Source organism: Chitinophaga pendula, from assembly GCF_020386615.1.
Lineage (GTDB): Bacteria > Bacteroidota > Bacteroidia > Chitinophagales > Chitinophagaceae > Chitinophaga > Chitinophaga pendula.
Window position 1 is genome coordinate 5,131,009 of the sequence record NZ_CP077769.1, and the last position, 19,343, is coordinate 5,150,351.

Below are 19,343 nucleotides of genomic sequence, written 5' to 3' on the forward strand. Positions count from 1 at the left end.
ATCAAATAAACTAATGGATCATGAAACTGGTATTTGCTACTAATAATGAGAATAAGGTAAAGGAGATGCGTTCGATGCTGGGGGATGCGTTTGAGATCATTACGCTGCGGGAGGCGGGTATTGACATTGATATTCCGGAGCCACATGATACGCTGGAGGAGAATGCGCGGGAGAAGTCGACGGTGATACATAATATGACGGGGCGGGATTGTTTTTCGGAGGATACGGGTATGGAGGTAGTTGCGTTGGGCGGTGCGCCCGGTGTATTGTCTGCCCGTTATGCAGGCGATCAGAAATCTGCCGACGATAATATAGCGTTGGTGTTGCAGCAGTTGGAAGGAGTAACGGATCGTGGGGCGCAGTTCCGTACGGTACTGTCGTTGATCCTTGATGGTGAGGAGCATCAGTTTGAAGGTGTGGTAGCGGGTCGTATTGCGTTGCAACGTCGGGGGGATAAGGGATTTGGTTATGATCCTATATTTATACCGGAGGGAACGGAGCGTAGTTTTGCGGAGATGGACCTGCCGGAGAAGAACCAGTATAGTCATCGTGCGCGGGCCTTTGCCAAGTTGATCGCTTTTTTGAAAACACAACGATAACCTGCCTGTTTAATCTTCGTCAATACATATGGCTAGAGTAAAAATAACGATGCCGGAGCATTTCACGTTCCGTACGAATATTCCGGTGCGTATTACAGATGTGAACTATGGCGGGCATGTAGGTAATGATGCTATCCTGTCTATCATTCATGAAGCGCGATTACATTTTCTAACGGCGGCTGGTGTGAAGGAATTGGATCCCGGGCATACGAGCCTGATCATGGCGGATGCGGCATTAGTGTTTAAAGGGGAGGGATTTCACGGGGATGTGTTTACGATATCGGTGACGGCTACGGAGTTTTCTGCTTTTGGTTTTGAGTTGTATTATCGTATTACCAGTGACCGGGATGGGCGATCCTTTCTTATTGCGGAGGCTAAAACGGGGATGCTTTGTTTTGATTACACGGTCCGTAAGCTGGCGCGTTTGCCTGAGGGATGGGAGGAGCGATTAAGCCAGGCAAAATAATTTATCATCAGCAACCAATTATTAAATGAAAGATATGAGTATTAATATCAATAATGAACAAGAGACTGTGATCGCTGACATTATCGCGCGTCGTCGTAATGTGAAGCCGACGAGTATGAACGGTCAGAAGATTGCGGACGAGAAAATACATCAGTTGTTAGAGCTGGCTAACTGGGCACCTACCCATGGTTATACGGAGCCCTGGCATTTTACTGTATACAGTGGTGCCGCTGTACAACAATTCTGTGCGGACCATGCTGCTTTATACCGGACGCACACGCCGGCGGAGCGGTTTATTGCCGGTACTTTCGACAAGCTGGCGCAGATGGGAGATCAGGCATCGCATGTGATCGCCATTGCTATGAAGCGTGGTGACAAGCCTAACATTCCTGAGATGGAGGAGATCGCAGCGGTATCTTGTGCGGTGCAGAATATGTGGCTGGCGGCAACTGCGATGGGCCTTTGTGCTTATTGGGGTACCGGTGGTATGACATTACAGCCTGCTATGCGTGAGTATCTGGGACTTGGTGAACAGGATAAGGTAATGGGATTATTCTACCTGGGTTATACCGATGAGGAGTTGCCAGCGGGTAAACGTGTGAAGCCGCTTAGTGAGAAGATTGTGTGGAAATAATATCCGTCATTGACTATGATAGCAAAAGCCGTCGCATGTATGCGACGGCTTTTTTTTGTTTTGGTTTATTATAGTTGATAGTGTTTATGTATATCTATTGTACAAATACCTTGCGGACTGCCTGGTTCGAAGCATCCAGCAGGTAAATGACACCTTGATTATCGATAGCCATATCGGTTACACTTCCGATCATTGCTTCTGTAAAACTTCCATCCGCGAAGCCACGGTTATTTGCGAGTTTCATTGGAGAGCTTACGCGTGCAGCTGCGAAATCTACCATACGAATAGCATAGTTCTTTGGGTCCATGATAAACAATCGTCCTTTAGTGTCGAACTGGAGTGCGACTGTTCCATCCATCATGGCGGCATTGCTGAGCAGTCCGTCCTGGTATCCCATCATGGTGAACATTATAGTACTGGGAACCCGGACGATGCGTGAGTCGAACATATCCGGTGAGTAGTAGAGTGTACCTTTTGTATCTACTGCAGGGCGACACTTATCGTTCACCAGGTTGTACACTACTTTCTCTGTTTCTCCGGAGGGGTACAGTTTAGTAATACCCCCGTGGCCGCTGGTACCATATAGGTTGTATTGTTTATCGAGGCATATATTGTTCATTTGAACGGATAAGGTGGCATAATTGCTGACTACTGCGGCAGGTGTTATTTTGCGGATAGTATAGTCATCGCTGATATAGAGGTTGTCATTTTCATCGATCGTCAGTCCTTTGATGGATTTAAAGCGGGCGGCGGTACCTGTTCCATTTGTGGCACCGGGTTGTTGTATATTGCCGGCAAATAAGCTGGTATTGCCTTGTGGTGTAATCTTCACTATGTGGAAGTAGCCATTTACATATACGTTGCCTTTGGTGTCGACTACGATGGAACTGGTGGCGGCGGTTATGAGTGGATCGCCCGGTCCACCGGCCAGGGTGGTCACTCCTGCCCTTCTGAATCTTTCCGGACTTTCTGCTTTCAGTGGGCCCCGTGTTACGGTGATATTACCTGTAGTTACGCCTGCCGGTACTTTTACCATCAGTTCTGTTCCATTGGTATTTACGCTTGTTACGGTGGCTGTCAGGCCATTGAAGGTGACTATGTTCTCTGTCGGTACGTTACTGAAGCCGGTGCCTTTGATCGTTATTTCAGATCCTGCCAGGCCGTTGTCGGGCAAGATGCTGCTGATGCCCAATGTTTGTTCTTTAAATGCGGGGCCGGCCACTTCCTGTCCGTTAACGGCCAGTTTCAATTCGCCGCTGCCAATACCGGCGGGGATTTCCAAGGTAAGGGCATGGCCGCTGGCGGTTTTAACGGGGATAGGTTTGTTATTGAGCGTCACCACATTTTCTGTGATGTTGGTGCTGAAGTTCAGGCCATCTATTGTCATCCGGGTACCAGCGGGACCGCTGAGGGGTGTAACGGCTACTATAACAGGCGGTGGCACGACTGTGAATGTGGGACCTGTGATCTGCTGACCGTTGATGGTGACTGCCAGAACGCCTGTTTTGAGCTGGGGAGGCGCGATGACGATCAATTGTTCTGCGGAGGCTTCTTCTACTATTGCTGCCAGGCCGTTGAATGTTACTTTATTTTGTGCGGCCAGGCTTTCGAAGCCCTGTCCTTTGATAACTACACGCGTACCTGTGCCGCCGGTCAAAGGCTGGGCTGTTGTGATTGATTGGTAACGGAAATTCGGGCCTGTAGAGGTTTTTCCTTCTACTTCCACGACGATAGGGCCATTGCCTGCGTCTTGGGGTATCTCTGCTACTATTGCTGTATCGCTGGCGCTTACAATACTGGCGGTCTTGCCATTGATGGTGACTACAGCCGGTTGTTTGAGGCTGCTAAAACCTTCACCGACGATACGTATACTTGCTCCTGCCGGGCCGTTGGCTGGTAATGCATCCCGTACGCTCAGTGACTGGTAGGTATAGTTACCTACTTCCGTGGTCTGATCTCCTACGCGGATGGTTACGGCGCCTGTGGTGCCCTCTACCGGGGCCTGTACGATCAGTTTTTGTTCCTGCGTGCTTACCAGGGTAGCCTGTTGGCTACCGAAGTATACTTTGACATTATTGCGATCGGTGGGCAGGCCGGTGCCCTTGATGGTTACCAATGTTCCTGCCTTTCCGCTGTTGGGGAAGTATTGTTCTACTTTCAGCGGTATCTGCACGTCTTTTGACTCCTTCTTACACGATTGCCAGAGTGCTGCGAAGGCAAGCAGGCAACACAAGGCCGTATTTATAATGATGTTTCTCATGCTTTAATATTTACACGATTAAAATGTATAGCGTACGCCCAGCTGTACCTGGCTTCTCGATCCGAAGTAGTCGATGGCATAGGGTTTTCCCGGATGATTGAACCGGTATACGGGACCTTGTTTCGGATTTTGTTGCGGCGGGAACAGTGTTGGTGTCAATCCTATGCTGGCGGTAGCGTTGAAGGTATTGGGTGAGAAATATTGTATTCCCCATTCTTTGTAGAGCAGGTTCGTCAGGTTGATCACATCTATTGTAAAGCTCAGGAACTTGTCTTTACTACCTCTGAAGTGATATTCCTGTGTGAAATGCAGGTCTGCCTGTACGTTCCAGGGGGTACGTCCGCTGTTACGTTCTGTAAATTGTCCGCGGCGGCTGCTCAGGTATTTGTCTCCATCGATAAAGGTGTTGAATGCGGCGGCTTGTTCTGCTGCTGTGATGATGGCGCCGTTGGCGGCCTGATAGGTATTGAAGAACTCTACTGCTTCTGTGCTGGAAGGGATATAAGCCAGGTTCACTTGTTGTGGCAGGCCCTGTATGCTATTATTGAGGATACCGTAAGTGAAGGGGCTACCGGATTGTGCACTTACAAACAGGTGCAGGCTGCTTATCCACTTATCGTTCCATGGCTTCCGGTAATCCGCATTAAAAATGATGCGATGCCTGATATCGAAATTAGAGTATGACAAGCCGGCATTGTTAGGATTGAGTGCCTGGTTGAGTTGCCAGTTAGACTCCATGGAGTTACGTACGCCATTGAATACATCTTTGCTCTTACCATAGGTGTAAGCGCCGGACAGGGATAATCCTTTGGCGAAGTCTTTACTAATTGTACCGGTGATGCTGTACCGGAATCCTTTGTTTGTATTACTTAACAGATACGCATTTGAGAAACCCGGGTTGATGGTACCTGTATATATTGGTTGCTGGCGTTGTTTGTCATAATAGTAGTACACGGGATTATCGGTGATGTTTACCTGTTGGAAGAATACATCTTTCAGGGTTTTGGTAATGATTCCTTCGATGCCCAGTTTCCAGCGGCTATCTGTTGTATATGCTACCGCTGCGCTTGCTCTCAATACTTTGGGCATGGTGAAATTATTGTCGACGAGGTCCACCTGTGTTTTGCCGGTACGAGGGTTATTGATCAGGACACCATTCTGCGAGATAAAGTCTGCTATACCATTGTTGCCAGGTCTGTTTGCATCACTACCAGGCGCAAATGGTTGCTGGTCTGCCCGCTGGTCAAAGGAGCCATAAGAAAGTCCATTATTGTAATAGGCATATGCCAGCCATGCGAAAGGTATGCGGCCTGTGAATATGCCCGCGCCACCTCTGATTATCAGGCGCTGATCGCCCAGTACGTCGTAGCGTATGCCGATGCGCGGTGAAAGTTGTACGCGATTGAGGTAGTTGCCGGATAGCCGTTGTAAGGGCGTGTAATAGTAAGTGTTGCCGTAGAAGGGGTCGGCGGGCGAGTCCTGCACACGATCTGTCAGGGAAGGTTTGTCTGGCAGGTGTGTGTAGTCGATCCTTAATCCGGGAGTGATCTTCAGGCGGTCGTTCAGTTGTATTTCGTCCTGTACGTAGGCGCTGTACATATTGACGCGGAATACTGCTGCGGGATGGTTCAGGATATAATCCCGGCTATTGTTGATATAGTTATAACTGCCTCTTACCCGGTAGGGATTGTTGGCGATATAATCTTCGATGCTCAGGTAGTCGACGCGACCGTTCCAGCTGTTGACAAATCCGTAGTTGATGTTATATAGTTCATTGTGGGTACCGAACAGGAAGGTATGTTTACCTTTAGTCCAGGTGATGTTGTCTGTGATCTCGAGTACCCGTTGTTTCATATTAAAGATGGAAGCTTCGCGGTCGGTACCGATGTAGATGGTTGTACCCGGTGAGCGGCCGGCGATCTGTATTTGCGGCAGGTTGGGGTTACTTTGTGGTGTACGGTAGTCATTGACGGAGGAGTAGCCAACTACGAGGCTGTTTGACAAGGTGTTTGTGAAGCGGCTTTTGAGTTCTGCTACTGTTCCGGTTTGGTTATTGGTCTGTTCGAAGGCCATGCTGCTGAAGCGGAAGTCTTGCTGATCGCGGTCCATGTGCATGGCGTTGGAGAAGATGGTATTGTTGCGTAAGGACAGCTGGTGTTTGCTATTGATATTCCAGTCGATGCGGCCGAAGAATTTGTTAGAGCGGGAGGAGGTATTATAATTGCCGCCGGTGCTTGGATCGAAAGCGTCGTAGCGTTGACGGGTGGTGCTAATAATATCTGCTGCGTCTTTTACACTTAATATGCCGCTGGTTTCGGGGATACCGACGCGTAGCAGTAATGGGTCTGTACGCCTGGTCAGTTCCATATTTGTAAAAAAGAACAATTTGTTACGGACGATAGGGAATCCCAGTCGGAAACCGGCCTGGTAGTCCTGGAAGTCTGCCGGCATGCTGCCGGAGTTTCCTTTGCGGTCTTTACCTACCAGGGTTGCATTGCGACCAAATCCGTAGATGGATCCGCTCCACTTGTTGGTTCCTTTGCGGGTAACGGCATTGACGCTACCGCCGGTGAAGTTGCCTATTTTGACATCGAAGGGGGCGAGATATACCTGAATGTCTTCGATGGCATCCAGGGAGACGGGGTTTGTGCGGGTGCTGCTGCCCGGTTGTCCGGAGGTACCGTTCTGTCCGCCCATGGAGGGGCTGAATCCGATCGCATCGTTGTTGATGGCACCATCTATGGTGACGTTGTTGTAGCGGAAGTTTGTTCCACCAAAGCTGTTGTCCTTGCTACCCTGCGGCACCAATCGTGTCATGTCCTGCAGGCTTCTGTTGATGGCCGGCATGTTTTTGATGCGATCTTTACTGATGTATTCACCTGCGCCATATGTATTGGCGGTGGTTCGCTGGCGGGATGTTTTGATCTCTATTTCTTTAAGTTGTTCATTGCCTTTCCGTAATACGATGTTGAGCTGTAAGGGTTCTCCGAGTTTCACGAACAGGTTGTCAAATTGTATGGAGGCGAGGCCGGGAGTGCTGGCGGTAACGACGTATGGGCCGCCCGGGTGTAGTCCCAGTACGCGGTAGCGTCCATCTTTTTCGGTAGAGACGGGATAGGTGGTACCTGAAGGCAGGTGGACGATGATGACATCGGCTGCTGCCAGGGGGCTCCCTTTTTCGTCCGTTATCTTGCCGGTGATGCCTCCGCTGGTTTCCTGTGCGATGCCTGCGAAAGGTAGTGCCAGGAGTAATAGCCCCAGCATTGCTATCCACAGATAGTGTATATTAAGTCTATGTAATTGTATGTTCATGGTTCGCATATTAATTTGTTAGTGCCCTGCAGATCATTGGGAGAGTTTCAATACCTGATCTATCGTGTGCAATACGCCATTGTTGGTGATGACATCCTGTTTGAATATTTTGGCAGGTGTGTTGCCATTGCCTATACCTGTCAGGGTAATGCCTTCGTATCCACCTGGTACGGTGCTATTTGGTATGAGGGTTACCTTTACTGCATTGTTATTAAGCATGGTAGCGGTGGCGGTGGCGGAGGGGCCGGCGCTCAATACATAGTCGTTAACGAAGTGGCGGTCTGACAGTATGTGATACTTTACAAATTCGCGTAATGCAGCGGGATCTGCCGTTTGTATGGCCTCCAGGGTGTTGTATCCATAGGAAGTCATGGCGTTGTTATTGGGTGCGAAGACGGTATAAAGTGTTTGTCCGGTGAGCATTTGTTCGAGGCCGCTTATGCGCACTGCCTGGTAGAACAATGTCAGGTTACGATCTCCTGCGAGTGCATCTGCCAGTATATCGAACTGGTTTGGATTCAGTACTCGGTTCATGATATGCATGATGCCATTGGAGGCTTTTACGGAGGAGAGCAATATGCGGCTACCATTGACGGTTAGTATGGTATCTTTTCCTTTTACCCATCTTGTTACGAATAATTTTCCGCCGCTGTAGGAGTTGATTTCCTGATTGAACAGGAAAGGCAGTTTATCCAGTTCGTATGTTCCTTCCAGGATGTGATAGGCGGTGAGGCGTCTGATGGTTTCCTGGCTGGCGGTCTGTACGGCACCGGGGTTACTGTATCCTGCTGCGATGAATGCGGCATCGGCGGGTACGAGTAAGGTAAACGGGCCTGGTTTTGACACCTGGGGAGTGAGGTTGCTGCGATCCAGTGCGGTACTGAATATTTTCAGGTTGAAGTTGTCCTTGATCACGGAAGGCAGGATATTGTTATCCCGCAAGCGGATATTATCTTCTTTATTACAGCCGGACATCCCTTGTGCTATGGGCAACAGTATTAGTGCGGCGATATAAGCATATTTAAAGCGCATAACAGATTCGATTAGTGTGTAAATGAAAAACCGGGCGGTGGGAGCAGGCGATCTATTACATGGATGGGTCCTTGTATGGTAGGGATGTCGCCTTCTATGATCGTTGCTTTTTCTGCGGTGCTGCCCTTTGCTTTCAGCTGTACGCGGCCATTGCCATCTTTTGAGCATTCGAATGGTTGCCATGTTTTGCCGGTGAAGCTGGAACTGACGGTGTACTCGTTCATTATTGCCGGTACCAGGTCATTGGAGTAAAAAATGGGCGGGGCGCTGGTCGCAAACATTTGCCTTTGTTTGCCCCATACATTTATACCCAGCAGGCTATCCAATACAGCAAAATGTACTAAGGTGAAACCCTGGAATCGGGGAGGTGTGCGGCTATTTAATGCGAGGAGGTCTTCTTTGGTAGCTAGTCCTGCCTGGCGGAATGCATCATCTGTAGGTGCAAACAAGCTGAAGCGCTGTGTTTTTCCACGAACAAAAATCGGGCAGAAGCATTCTTCCCAATCTATATCCCAAATGGTGGCATTCATGACGGTGCTCAGGAACAGATAGGGTCCTACGCTGTATTCATCGATCTCTGGCAGGGTGCCGTAGAGATCATCAGTCATCTGTAAAGCTTCTAGATACAAGGTGAACCTGCCATCATCTTTCAATGTTTCCAACATGGTTTTAGTGGCAGGGCGTAATACTTTATTGATTGGCCAGATGTTACCATCTTTTGCGATCACCGGTGCGCCTGTACCTAGTTGTTTGCCTTCTACGATCAATTCATTTTTCTGGCTCAGGCCCAGGTAGTGACGGTATCGGTACATGCTATCCCGCGATACGGCAGATCCTACACCGTTGAGACCTTCTGTATATGCGGGGTTAAGCAGGAAGGTGCGCCAGGCGACGTTGCCGGTCAGGGACTGCAATCCTTGTTGTTCTACCCTGGCGGTGAGGGTATGATACATGAGTAAGGTATCGAGTGCGGTTTGTGTCGTTTTATCGATGCCTGCATCATCCAGTCCGGCAGCCCGCATGGCTGCGTTGTCTGGCACCAGTAATGTAACAGGCGCATTTCCATTGGCAGCGATGATGCCGGACATATTACTTTTGAGCCAGGCTTTATTGAACAATTGATATTCGGGTCTTTGCAGTACTTCTTTAAGAGTGACCTTCACTTCTTCATAGGGCACCTTCTGTCCTTCCGGCAGGTGTACAAATTCTTTCTTACGGCACCCGGTTATGATACTAAGAACGACTACGAGCGTGAGCCATACTTGTTTTGCTCCGTTCATGATTCAGATTTTAATTCGTTTTATCTTAATTATTTTTTTGCTTGATTGGGTAGTACGATCACGTCTGTCAAGGGCTGTACGACTCCATTGTCGGACAGGTAGTCCTGGTACGGGGGTAGTTTTCCCACTGCGCTACCGACGCTTTCGAACGGATATTCTTTTTTTGTCCGGATTGAAATAACATATTGGAGTTCTTTTACTACCGGATCTTCATTGTGTCCCAGGGTCATGTAGTAAGTGTCTCCCCAGATTGCTTCTTCCAGTTTAAATTCTCCATTGTTGACTGCAAACACTTTGAAATCGGATATGAAGTACCTGCGATTGCGTTGGATATAAACGCCAAATAATCTATGTCCGAAGTAAGCGGCGGTATCCATCCTGTTAATAACATTTGCGTCAATACCTTTGGCCAGGAATGCGGCATTGTCGGGTGCAAAAATTGTGAACGGGCCATCCTGTGCGAGTAGTTCCCAGTAGCCGAATTTTTTAAAGGCGGCGGCGAGGATGCTATAGTCAGGCTGTTTATTCAGCCAGTCGCGTAATGTGCCGCTTTGATACCGGAGCACTTTATTCAGTACATGGACCACTCCATTAGAGATGATGGCATTCATAGGATCTGCCTTTGCACCATTAAAATAGTAACGGGATGTCCAGGAGGTGTACTCATTAGAGATGAATAACTGGCGGCCGCCTGCGAGTGTGGTATATCTGGCATCGATGACTTTTTTAGCGATATCTGCATCGACCAGTCGTCTGTCGAGTATATGATACTGTACCATCTGGCGGAGGCTATCCTTGTTCATTTTATCAAAGTCCTCTACGGACTGGATACCCAGCAGGCGGAATGCTTTATTATTGGGCGCCAGTATTGTGATTGGGTTCCTGGTATTCAACTCTTCGGTCATTCCTGCTTTTTCTACTGCTGCGGCAAAAAATGTCAGGTCATAGTTATTTTTCAGGAAATCTGCACCCGGGCGGTAGCTGATATTTTCCTGATATACTTCCAGCTGTTCGTGTTTACAGGCTACTGTCAATACAGACAGGCACAACAGCAGTTTATATAGATAGTGGTGATACCTCTTCATCCTTCTTGATTTGAAATTGTGATAGTTTGTATGCCCGTGTCTTTAGTAGATTGGCGGTGCATATTTTCGCTGTATGGTGGTCAGGTAAGCGACCCCGTTTACGATCTCGATTGTATTGACGGTAGCGAAGGATCGGGGATTGTATACACCGGAATGGATATTTACAATCATGTTAGGCAGCGCGAAAGTTCCTCTTTCTCCAATAGCGCCTGTTTGTCCATTTTTATAACAGGAGATCAGGCCATAGTTGCCGTAGGTATTACTTTCGTTGTCATTGTAAGGATTATTGCTGGGGTGTATGCCACCACCGAAGAAGCTGAACCGTTGCCATACGTCGGTGTATATTTTATCTCCTGTTGCTTCGGGGAACAGGGGTATGCTGTAGTATGGAGCGACGGCGGATGATTCGGTGTCTCTGTATACGGTGGCGAGATAGTTGAACAAGTATCCGGGTACTGGCGCTTTCAGATCGTCGCCTTTGAACAGGGAGTACCAGATGGTCAGCTGGTCTTTCAATCCCATTTCCATCAGGTAGGTACCTCCGGTGCGCTGGCGTGGTTTGAGGCTATTGTCTGCTTCCCAGAATCCTTTGGCGCTCATGTTGTAGCAATTGACATATATCATGGAATCGGACAGTGACTGTTTATGGAAATTTTCCTGGCGGAGTATGAGTCCGTTGCGTTTGGTTTTAAAATCCTGTTGCAGTATGTGCATGGTATATACCTCTTTGGGAGATAGTTCCAGGACGGTATCTATCATGACTTTACGGCGATAGATTGGTTCCAGTTCGAAAAAGGGTGTGTTACTATTGGGCCGGTACAAGAACAGGAAGCGATGTTTTCCGGATGGTATCTGTGCCCAGCTAGAGAGGTCGAAACCATTCAGCACGGGTGCGACGGGGACATCTTCTTTACCCGGGTACTCGGGGTTTTTCACGGAGGTACTGCTTCCGATGTGGGAGGGATATGGTGGTGCATACCAATCACGTTTATCCAGGAAGTCGCCTTTGATAGCGGCTCCTATAGGTATCCCATCTTTATCGAGCACGGGATCTATCAGCATGGTGAGGAAGGGCGTAGGTTCGTCTTTGTTAGACAAGCCTACGATATAGTTCAGGTTGTTGAATACCCGCAGGTATGCGGGGTTATCTACTTTTGTGTAGTTGACTTTACTGCAGGACACCATAACAGCAGACAGTACGGTCATGGTGAGATAACGCATCAATTGTTTATACATGTTGCTTATTTGGTGTGTTTTACGATGATCATCCGGGCTTTTTGGGCGGACGGTGTGTTATTCTTGTATCCACCTATGAGTGCGATGGTATACACTCCTGGTTCCTGTATGGGCAGTTTATTCCTTACGTATAGTGCTCTGCGAGCTATGAGTTGTTCGCTTTTCACTACGGGAATGTCTTCCAGCCATCTACCCGGTATTACGGAGGGTGTGGAGCGGTAGGCCATGATCTGATAGCCGACAGCAGTTGCGCCGAACCTGGCGTAGGGAGAGCTACCTGCCGGGATTTGGGCCAGCGCCATATTCACACCGGAGGTAAAAGGCTGTCCGTTTGTGCCGGTAAAGGTGATGTAGGGCAGATCGGGGCAGTAATTGAGGAAGCGAATGTCTGTGGAAAAACTGCGTTTGAAGCGATCGTAGGTGGCATCTTGTCCGCCGTTGCCAATAGTGGTATATATTCCGCTGAGGTTGTTGGTTACTACATGAATCATTGCTTTTCCTGCTGCGTCTTCGTATAGCCATACGCTGTAGTTGTCACCGGCTTTCAGCTGATATTCTGCTGAGGCTATTTCCTTACCGGCGGCATCTATTGCTTTGAATGCTGTTTTTTCGGCTACCGTGGTCATATAATTACTGCTGGCGGCGAAGGAGAGGCCATCATCCATTTTGCGGCCATTCATGTGCATGGTGATACCGGCGCTACCGGGCAGGGCGTTGACCCACTGTATACGGGTGTATTGATAGTTATACGGTTCGCTGATGTCGGCGATCACGTCGAAGCCATTTTGCATCATGTCTACTTCTTCGCCCGGGTTGCCGTTGTAGTACGGTATGATAAACTTTTTTGGCGTGATAACGATGGTATAGATCCCTCCGGGCTGATAGGTACGAATTGGTGCATAGGTCAGTCCGGTACTCACTGCATGCGGGCGGCCGGAGGTATCTTTTGCTATGGTAGAAGTGGTAGGCTCTGTTTTGTGTGCATCTTCGTTAAGGCTGCCACCATGTGCTGCTACTTGAGTACCGGCAGGCGTCAATATTTTAAACTGGTAGGTACCGTAGGGTACTTCTACATATTCGGAGTATTGTCCTGGTGCGATATTGCTAGTGAGGGCACTGACGGTGTTGCCATCAGCATATGTAAGTGTGAGGGGTAATGCTACATTTTCGACATTGGCGCCCTGGTCGGCGAGGCGAGCGGCCATGTTCACCACCCTTATTTTGAAATGGTCTGGGCGTGGTGAAGGGTTGATGCTGCGTGGTATTGGCATTACACTCGGCGGTGCATCTATTACGAAGGCATCTTCTTTTTGTGCCAGCAGGTAATAGTCCATTGGCCGGCTGTGGTCTTCCTGTACTTTAAATTCCAGTGTCCGGAGTGGTAGCTGGAAGCCATTCATTTCCACTTTCAGCATTGCGGTACCATCGTCTTTCAGTAATGAACGCGGTATGGACCAGTTGTTACCTAATCTTCCATTGGACGGGAAGTAGGTAGTACCGGGATATTCCCATTGCGGATACTGTGGTGATTTGGGTATGATGACATAGTTAGTGAGTGTATCTCCATTGATGACCACCTGGTTGTAGCCGATGGGGTTGACTAACCGGATATTGGACGCTTTGCGGGCATCGTTGATCACCCGGTTGTCTGAACGCAGGTCTTCTTTTTCCTTTACGCAGGAAGAAATAAGCGCCCCGGACAGCAGCCATGCTGATAGCAGTTTTGCACAAGTATATTTCATGCGTGATTCTTTTAAAGTTTAAAACAAGTTCACTGTGAAGCCCATCATGATCTCGCTGCCACGTTTATAGCTTCTGTTCACATATTTCCCACCATACCAGCGCCCACCGGTGCCCGGGTTGGCGTATACGGTTTCGATGGCCGGGTTGAGTATATTTTTGGCGTAGCCTTTGAACAGGATACGTTTGCTGATACGCTGGCTGAATACGAGGTCCAGTACGGGGACGGGGCGGGTATACAGATCTGGTTCTCCGGTGAGGTTGATCTGTACCAGGCGTTCTCCTACCATGTTGAATGTGGCGGTGAGGTCGGTACCGGATTTTTTATTGGCATAGTTCAGCCAGACGTTGATTGAATACGGTGCTTGTTCGAACAAGGCACTGTTTTCGGGTGTATGGCGATCCAGGGACTTATTTGCTTTGTATCGTTCTTCGGTTTTGAGGATGTTGCTTTGTGCCAGTAAGAGGTTGGTACCCAGGTTAAAATTTTTCAGTGGGTCGAACATTTTACCCAGGTCTTTTACGACTTCGAGTTCCATTCCCCAAACGGTACCGGTGTTCGGGTCGTTCTGGAACTGGATGGTGGGGTATTCGGGATATTTTGCGGCCAGTCCTTCTGTTTTCAGGCTGAATACTTTTACCAGCTGGTTGTTGATGCGTTTACCGAATAGTGAGGCGGAGATCACTTCGCCACTGGCGGGGAACCATTCCCAGCGGAAGTCGATGTTTTCGGTGTGTTGATTTACGAGTTTCGGATTGCCTACTACTAGTCCCATCTGGAATGCGTCGAATTCGAATACGTTTGTCAGTTCACGTAGTTCGGGACGTGCCAGCGTGGTATTGTACGCCAGGCGGAAGTTCATATTCTCGTGTAGTGTATAGGTTATATTGGCAGAATAATAAGGTTTGTAAGTCGTTTTGTATACTGTATTAGGGTTGATCAGTACGACTGGGATGACATGACCGTCGGCATCTTTTTTTGTGAGTGCCGGGTCTAGGAATACGTTAGCGGTGTCTACGGCGGATTGTATGTTGGTTCTTTCGAAGCGTACTCCACCTGTGAGGCGCAATTGTTTAAGCGGACGGAGGTCCAGCATTGCGTAGAAGGCGTTTGTTTCAAAGAACCCTTTATAGTTGTTGGGTGATTTCTGGCTGTTGTATAGGAATCCGCCTACTTTATCGGCGCCCTCTCCTACTCCACCGGTGGGTGTTCTTATTCCTATTATTCCTGGTCCTACGAGGCGATCCAGGTTGCCTTCCACTTCATATAATGCGGCAGCGCCATAAGTGGTGAAGTTAGAGCCAGGCAGGAAGAACATATTTTCTGAGAACCGGCGATCCCGATTCAGGTAGTTGAATCCTACTTTCAGTTCCTGGCGTTGGCTCATCAGCGGGAATGGGAATGCGAGATCAGCTTTGTAGTTGTAGTTGGTTTCTCTCAGCTGGCGCCAGCGGCGGCCGTTGGGTTCTGCCTGAATAATGCCGTAGGTACCGTATCCATTTACATATCCGGAGTTCAGTGCATACAAGTGTTTGGTAAATGTCCATTCATATCCTTCACTGCCGGGAAGTCCTACTACTGGTTTTTTATACCATGCGCCTTTACGCGGTGCATAGTCTGTCAGTGTTACGAATCGGAAGTCGGGATCGTTTTGGTAGGAGCTGGATGTGGCCAGGTTGTAACTTAAGCGAGGGGAGTATTCGCCTGTGAAGAATTTATGTTCGCCCTGGAGGTTATAGGTATTGAGATTACGACGTGTCTGTTTAAGGGAATAGATCGTGCTGGTTACTTCTCCCGGGAGGCTGGCATATTCATATTTCCCATCCATATGTAATGCCATGGATTCGCTGCCCCAGCTGCCCAGGTATTGCAAGCTGATCTCGTGGCGAGGATTAAACTGATAGGTCAGGCCGGTGAGTAGGCCATAGTTGAGGGTTTCGGTACCTGTATATTCCTTATAGGTTTGGTACCGGCCCATGAACATGTTATTAGGCGTGATGTAGTTGGGGATATTGCGTGGGCTGTAAACGTCGGGGTTGCCGGTGATTACGCCCTGGTATATGCTGTATTGGTTGAGATCGCCGCCATAGATGTCTACACTGCGGCGGTAGTAGTTTGCGCCAGCGATGATACCCAGGCGATGTGATTTGAACGCCTTTATATTGTTACCATAGGTGACGGAGAACAATTGATTTAAAGGGGCGCTTTTATACCGGGATGTCAGTACGGGATCGAATTGGTGCATGATGCGGTTGATGCGGCCGGCTTCTTGTTGTAATGCGGGATCGCCGTTATTGTTGCCGATCAGGCGTTGTATATCTGCCAATCCGCCCGGGTATTGTTTTGACAGGTCGAGGAATTCGCGGGAGAGGTTTTTATTATTTACCTTTTGTCCGAGGAAACCCATATCGCTATTGTAGAAGCTGTTCATTTTTCCGCCCAATCCTATATTGGAATTGAACCCTGACTGGAGGATGATTTCCAGTGTTTGTTTTTCGGGGACGGATTTTGTTTTCAGTTCTACGATACCTGCGGCGGCGTCGGCAGGTTTATCGGGGGTGACTGTTTTATAGATGGTGATGTTATCGAGTAGGGAGGCAGGTACGAGATCGAGTGGGATGGTGCTGCGATCGGGGTCGGAGGAAGCGAGGCGTACGCCGTTGAGCTGGCCGATCACGCTTCTGTCTCCGAGTCCTCTGATGGCGACATACTTATCGTCTGTTACGGTTACGCCGGATACTCTTTGGAGGGCCTGGGTGGTGGTGATGCTGGCGGTTCTTTCGATTTGCTGAGCGGAGATGGCATCCTGCACGATGGCGGCGTTTCTTCTTTCCTGGAGTACGGTGATTTCTGTATTTGTTTTACGGCGAGCTTGTACCTGTACTTCTCCCAGCAGTCTGGTGGAGGCATTTAGGAGGATATTGAGGTGGCCGGTTTTGGCGTCTACGCGTAGTTCCCTGGCTTCATAGCCAATGAAAGCGAATACGAGTGATCCGCCCTCTTCGGGTACGTTGATGGTAAAGTAGCCATTAGCATCTGTGGTGGCGCCCTGTTGTGCGCCTTTGAGGCGGATGGATACGCCAGGCAGGGGTTCTTTGGTTCTACCATCTGCGACGCGGCCGGTGATTTTAATGGGTATTGGTTTTCGTGTCAGTACGACGTACCCGTTCACTGGCCGGTAGGTCAGTGTGGTATTTACCAGTAATGCATCCAGTGCTTCGCGGACGCGGATGTGTTCGCGATCTATGGTAATGCGTTTACTGACGGAGGCCAATAGTTCTTCCGGCAGCAGGAAGCGAACTCCAGTTTTTTCTTCTATAACCAAGAGGCTTTCTTTCAGGCTTTTCTCCTTTAGTTGCAGGTTCAGCCGTGCATCCAGGTCCTGGCTCTTTGCGTGATCTGCGAACAGCAGGCTAACGAAAGTAAGCTGAACGGCCACGATGATAAATGAGCATCTCATCAGGAAGTAATAAATTGCGCGTTGCTGTCTGCTATTGACCAGCGATCTTACTGCACCAACTTCAGCAGCATCCGCATGATGAAGGTTTAGGGAAACGGGTTCCGCAGTACGTCCTAAAGGATTTTTTAATCCTTTTTTCATATTTTTGATTGTTACTGGTTAATCCGGCTTTGCCGGAAATCTGTTAACGACCGGACAGTCCAATGTCCGGTATGTTCAGTTTACCTGTCGGTCGTCCAAAACATGACAGGTAAGCATTCAAACTGAAAGCGTTCCTGTAAGCGGTCCAATGCAAACGGGAACGTTTTTTTTGTTTTTACTACATGACTGCTGAGTAGATATTTTAATGAATAATTATTTGGCGATCTTTCACTGTGTATTTAAAGTTGCTGCCAACGGACAACGTCTCTAATGTCTGTCTGATGCTACCTGATGCAAAAAGTGTAACTGTTATTCTTGTCTTTGCTGTATGGGGATGTTGGAAGCGGATATCTACATCGTACCATCTTTCCAGTGTTTCTGCTATTGTTTTCAGTGGTTGGTTATTAAACACCAGTCGTCCCCGTTTCCAACCTTCTACGTCCTGTATATTGACTGTTGATACGGTTGCCTGTTGTTGTTCCTGCAGCCAGGTGACTTCGCGGCCCGGGGTGAGGACGGCCAGTTCCTGTAATCCATTTTGCTGGCGGCGGTCTACCCTTACGCGGCCTGTCGCTACTGCGACGGTAACGGGCATGTTTGTAAATGCGCTGATGCGGAAGGAGGTTCCTAATACGGTTGTTTGTATATCGTTTGTATTAACGACGAAGGGATGAGCGGCATCTTCGCTCACGTCGAAGAAGGCTTCTCCTGTTAGCCTGACGAGCCGGTTGGGGCCGCTGAATTCCTGCGGGTAGTACAACTTACTGTTGGGCCCCAGTAGAACGACGGTTCCATCTGTTAGTGTGACGGTGGCTCTTTTCCCCATTTGGTTGGCGGTTTCTTCCCAGGCCATTTGCTGTGTTGCGGCAGGCATGTTGCCATGCATATAAAAGGCATAGTAGCCCATGCCGCAGACGACAGCTACGAGGATAGCTGCCCGTAGCCAGAATCGGTAAGACAACCGGCGTACGGGTATTTCCTTTGGTTGTATGCGCTGATGCAGTTTTTCTTTCCATTCGGCCACGCGTTCGGGGGATACGGTGTCTTTCGTATCCATTAACATATCTTCTGCCAGTCTTTCCTTCAATAAGGCGTCTAATATGGCGCTGTTGCCTTCATCCTGCAGCCAGATTTCGACCATTGCCTTTTCTTCCGGTGTACAAGCTCCATCCAGGTATTTTATAAAAAGTTTCTCGACTGATTTTCCCATGTATATGAATGTAGGCGGTCACTAAATATGACCGTATACTATATAAGGGCCAGAAAATGAGTAGGAGGGCTACTGTGGAGGAAAATATTTTTAGTGTGTTAATAAACAGAAGAGTATGAGGGTGGTGATGTCCAGGTGATCTTTTAAATGGCGGCGGAAATGGGTGAGGGAGGCTTTGATATGGTTCTTTACGGTGAACAGGGACAGGTTAGTTTCTTTAGCGATCTCTGCGTGGCTGAGATTGTTATGCCGGCTCAGTTCGAATACGAGGCGGCGTTGCTGGCTGAGGCCATCGAGCATTTCGTGGTATGCTTCGTTGAGTTCCATATCGGATAAGCGCTGATCGGCGGCATGAGCGGAGGTTGTTATTTCGTCGGCGAATTTTTCTTCCAGGGGTAGGGTGGCGTAGGGTTTCCGGGTTAGTACTTTGATCACTGCATTTTTCATTGCCCGGAAGATGTAAGGCGCGAAGCGGATATCTTCATTCAGCTGGTGTCTTTTTTCCCATACCCAGCACATGAGGTCCATCATTGTTTCTTCGGCTACGGCTTCGTCTTTGATGTATTTAAGTGCGTAGTGGTATAAGCGGGCAGCGTAACGATCGAATAATACGTCAAAGGCCTTTACATTTTCCTGTCTGCATGCTGCCAATAACATATCATCTGACAATTCCTGTAAAGTTATCCCCATAACAACCCACTTTTTTGGCAAACTTACCAGCAAAAATTTATGTTGTATATTATCTAAATATTAAATCGGCTGTACCGGTGCTTACGTTGCCGTCTATACAGCTAATTGTAGGAATGGGTTTGCTACCTGTGCGACTTGTGGGTGTACCTGCGGTACGCGTTTATGTTAAGTTTATCTTTTTATTGTAGTCATTAAAA

At 48.6% G+C, this 19,343-nt stretch carries 13 protein-coding genes; 3 read left to right on the forward strand and 10 right to left on the reverse strand.

The genetic code is table 11. The features are described 5' to 3' along the window. Window positions 1-20 precede the first annotated feature (20 nt). The 3 genes from rdgB to KTO58_RS18775 are packed head-to-tail and all read left to right on the forward strand — an operon-like array spanning window position 21 to window position 1,699. Window positions 21-599, forward strand: a complete 579-nt coding sequence (rdgB, locus tag KTO58_RS18765; RefSeq protein WP_225859822.1) for an RdgB/HAM1 family non-canonical purine NTP pyrophosphatase — start codon at window positions 21-23, stop codon at window positions 597-599. Window positions 600-627: 28 nt separating this feature from the next. Next, a complete protein-coding gene (locus KTO58_RS18770; protein ID WP_095837908.1) occupies window positions 628-1,065 on the forward strand; it encodes an acyl-CoA thioesterase in 438 nt (145 codons plus the stop codon). Between the two features lie 34 nt (window positions 1,066-1,099). Next, window positions 1,100-1,699 carry a nitroreductase family protein gene (locus tag KTO58_RS18775; protein ID WP_198315194.1) on the forward strand — a complete coding sequence of 200 codons (600 nt, stop codon included), beginning with the start codon at window positions 1,100-1,102 and terminating at the stop codon, window positions 1,697-1,699. Between the two features lie 94 nt (window positions 1,700-1,793). Here the strand turns inward: KTO58_RS18775 and KTO58_RS18780 are convergent, their stop codons facing one another. From KTO58_RS18780 to KTO58_RS18825, 10 genes are all read right to left on the reverse strand, one after another. Beyond that, window positions 1,794-3,959, reverse strand: coding sequence for an IPT/TIG domain-containing protein (locus KTO58_RS18780; RefSeq protein WP_225859823.1), 2,166 nt, complete (start codon window positions 3,957-3,959; stop codon window positions 1,794-1,796). An 18-nt stretch (window positions 3,960-3,977) separates the two neighbouring features. Continuing rightward, window positions 3,978-7,271 carry a TonB-dependent receptor gene (locus KTO58_RS18785; protein ID WP_225859824.1) on the reverse strand — a complete coding sequence of 1,098 codons (3,294 nt, stop codon included), beginning with the start codon at window positions 7,269-7,271 and terminating at the stop codon, window positions 3,978-3,980. A 33-nt stretch (window positions 7,272-7,304) separates the two neighbouring features. Further along, complete coding sequence (locus KTO58_RS18790; RefSeq protein ID WP_095837905.1) at window positions 7,305-8,303, reverse strand: fasciclin domain-containing protein; 999 nt, start codon at window positions 8,301-8,303, stop codon at window positions 7,305-7,307. Window positions 8,304-8,314: 11 nt separating this feature from the next. Further along, on the reverse strand, window positions 8,315-9,583 hold the full coding sequence (locus KTO58_RS18795) for a fasciclin domain-containing protein (protein WP_095837904.1): 1,269 nt from the start codon (window positions 9,581-9,583) through the stop codon (window positions 8,315-8,317). A 29-nt stretch (window positions 9,584-9,612) separates the two neighbouring features. Continuing rightward, on the reverse strand, window positions 9,613-10,668 hold the full coding sequence (locus KTO58_RS18800; RefSeq protein ID WP_095837903.1) for a fasciclin domain-containing protein: 1,056 nt from the start codon (window positions 10,666-10,668) through the stop codon (window positions 9,613-9,615). A gap of 42 nt (window positions 10,669-10,710) precedes the next feature. Beyond that, window positions 10,711-11,904 carry a hypothetical protein gene (locus tag KTO58_RS18805; RefSeq protein WP_095837902.1) on the reverse strand — a complete coding sequence of 398 codons (1,194 nt, stop codon included), beginning with the start codon at window positions 11,902-11,904 and terminating at the stop codon, window positions 10,711-10,713. 5 nt (window positions 11,905-11,909) lie between these two features. Beyond that, window positions 11,910-13,646 (reverse strand): DUF4397 domain-containing protein, encoded by a 1,737-nt coding sequence (locus KTO58_RS18810; RefSeq protein WP_095837901.1) that lies wholly within the window; start codon window positions 13,644-13,646, stop codon window positions 11,910-11,912. An 18-nt stretch (window positions 13,647-13,664) separates the two neighbouring features. Then, window positions 13,665-17,246 (reverse strand): TonB-dependent receptor, encoded by a 3,582-nt coding sequence (locus tag KTO58_RS18815; protein WP_198315193.1) that lies wholly within the window; start codon window positions 17,244-17,246, stop codon window positions 13,665-13,667. A gap of 202 nt (window positions 17,247-17,448) precedes the next feature. Further along, window positions 17,449-18,456 (reverse strand): FecR domain-containing protein, encoded by a 1,008-nt coding sequence (locus KTO58_RS18820; RefSeq protein ID WP_095837900.1) that lies wholly within the window; start codon window positions 18,454-18,456, stop codon window positions 17,449-17,451. A gap of 90 nt (window positions 18,457-18,546) precedes the next feature. Continuing rightward, window positions 18,547-19,146, reverse strand: coding sequence for an RNA polymerase sigma-70 factor (locus KTO58_RS18825; protein ID WP_095837899.1), 600 nt, complete (start codon window positions 19,144-19,146; stop codon window positions 18,547-18,549). Window positions 19,147-19,343 lie beyond the last annotated feature (197 nt).

Excerpts from the sequence above, each read along its gene's own strand:
- rdgB (WP_225859822.1), top strand. The coding sequence starts at position 21 with ATGAAACTGGTATTTGCTACTAATAATGAGAATAAGGTAAAGGAGATG.
- KTO58_RS18770 (WP_095837908.1), top strand. The coding sequence starts at position 628 with ATGGCTAGAGTAAAAATAACGATGCCGGAGCATTTCACGTTCCGTACG.
- KTO58_RS18775 (WP_198315194.1), top strand. The coding sequence starts at position 1,100 with ATGAGTATTAATATCAATAATGAACAAGAGACTGTGATCGCTGACATT.
- KTO58_RS18780 (WP_225859823.1), bottom strand. The coding sequence starts at position 3,959 with ATGAGAAACATCATTATAAATACGGCCTTGTGTTGCCTGCTTGCCTTC.
- KTO58_RS18785 (WP_225859824.1), bottom strand. The coding sequence starts at position 7,271 with ATGAACATACAATTACATAGACTTAATATACACTATCTGTGGATAGCA.
- KTO58_RS18790 (WP_095837905.1), bottom strand. The coding sequence starts at position 8,303 with ATGCGCTTTAAATATGCTTATATCGCCGCACTAATACTGTTGCCCATA.
- KTO58_RS18795 (WP_095837904.1), bottom strand. The coding sequence starts at position 9,583 with ATGAACGGAGCAAAACAAGTATGGCTCACGCTCGTAGTCGTTCTTAGT.
- KTO58_RS18800 (WP_095837903.1), bottom strand. The coding sequence starts at position 10,668 with ATGAAGAGGTATCACCACTATCTATATAAACTGCTGTTGTGCCTGTCT.
- KTO58_RS18805 (WP_095837902.1), bottom strand. The coding sequence starts at position 11,904 with ATGTATAAACAATTGATGCGTTATCTCACCATGACCGTACTGTCTGCT.
- KTO58_RS18810 (WP_095837901.1), bottom strand. The coding sequence starts at position 13,646 with ATGAAATATACTTGTGCAAAACTGCTATCAGCATGGCTGCTGTCCGGG.
- KTO58_RS18815 (WP_198315193.1), bottom strand. The coding sequence starts at position 17,246 with ATGAAAAAAGGATTAAAAAATCCTTTAGGACGTACTGCGGAACCCGTT.
- KTO58_RS18820 (WP_095837900.1), bottom strand. The coding sequence starts at position 18,456 with ATGGGAAAATCAGTCGAGAAACTTTTTATAAAATACCTGGATGGAGCT.
- KTO58_RS18825 (WP_095837899.1), bottom strand. The coding sequence starts at position 19,146 with ATGGGGATAACTTTACAGGAATTGTCAGATGATATGTTATTGGCAGCA.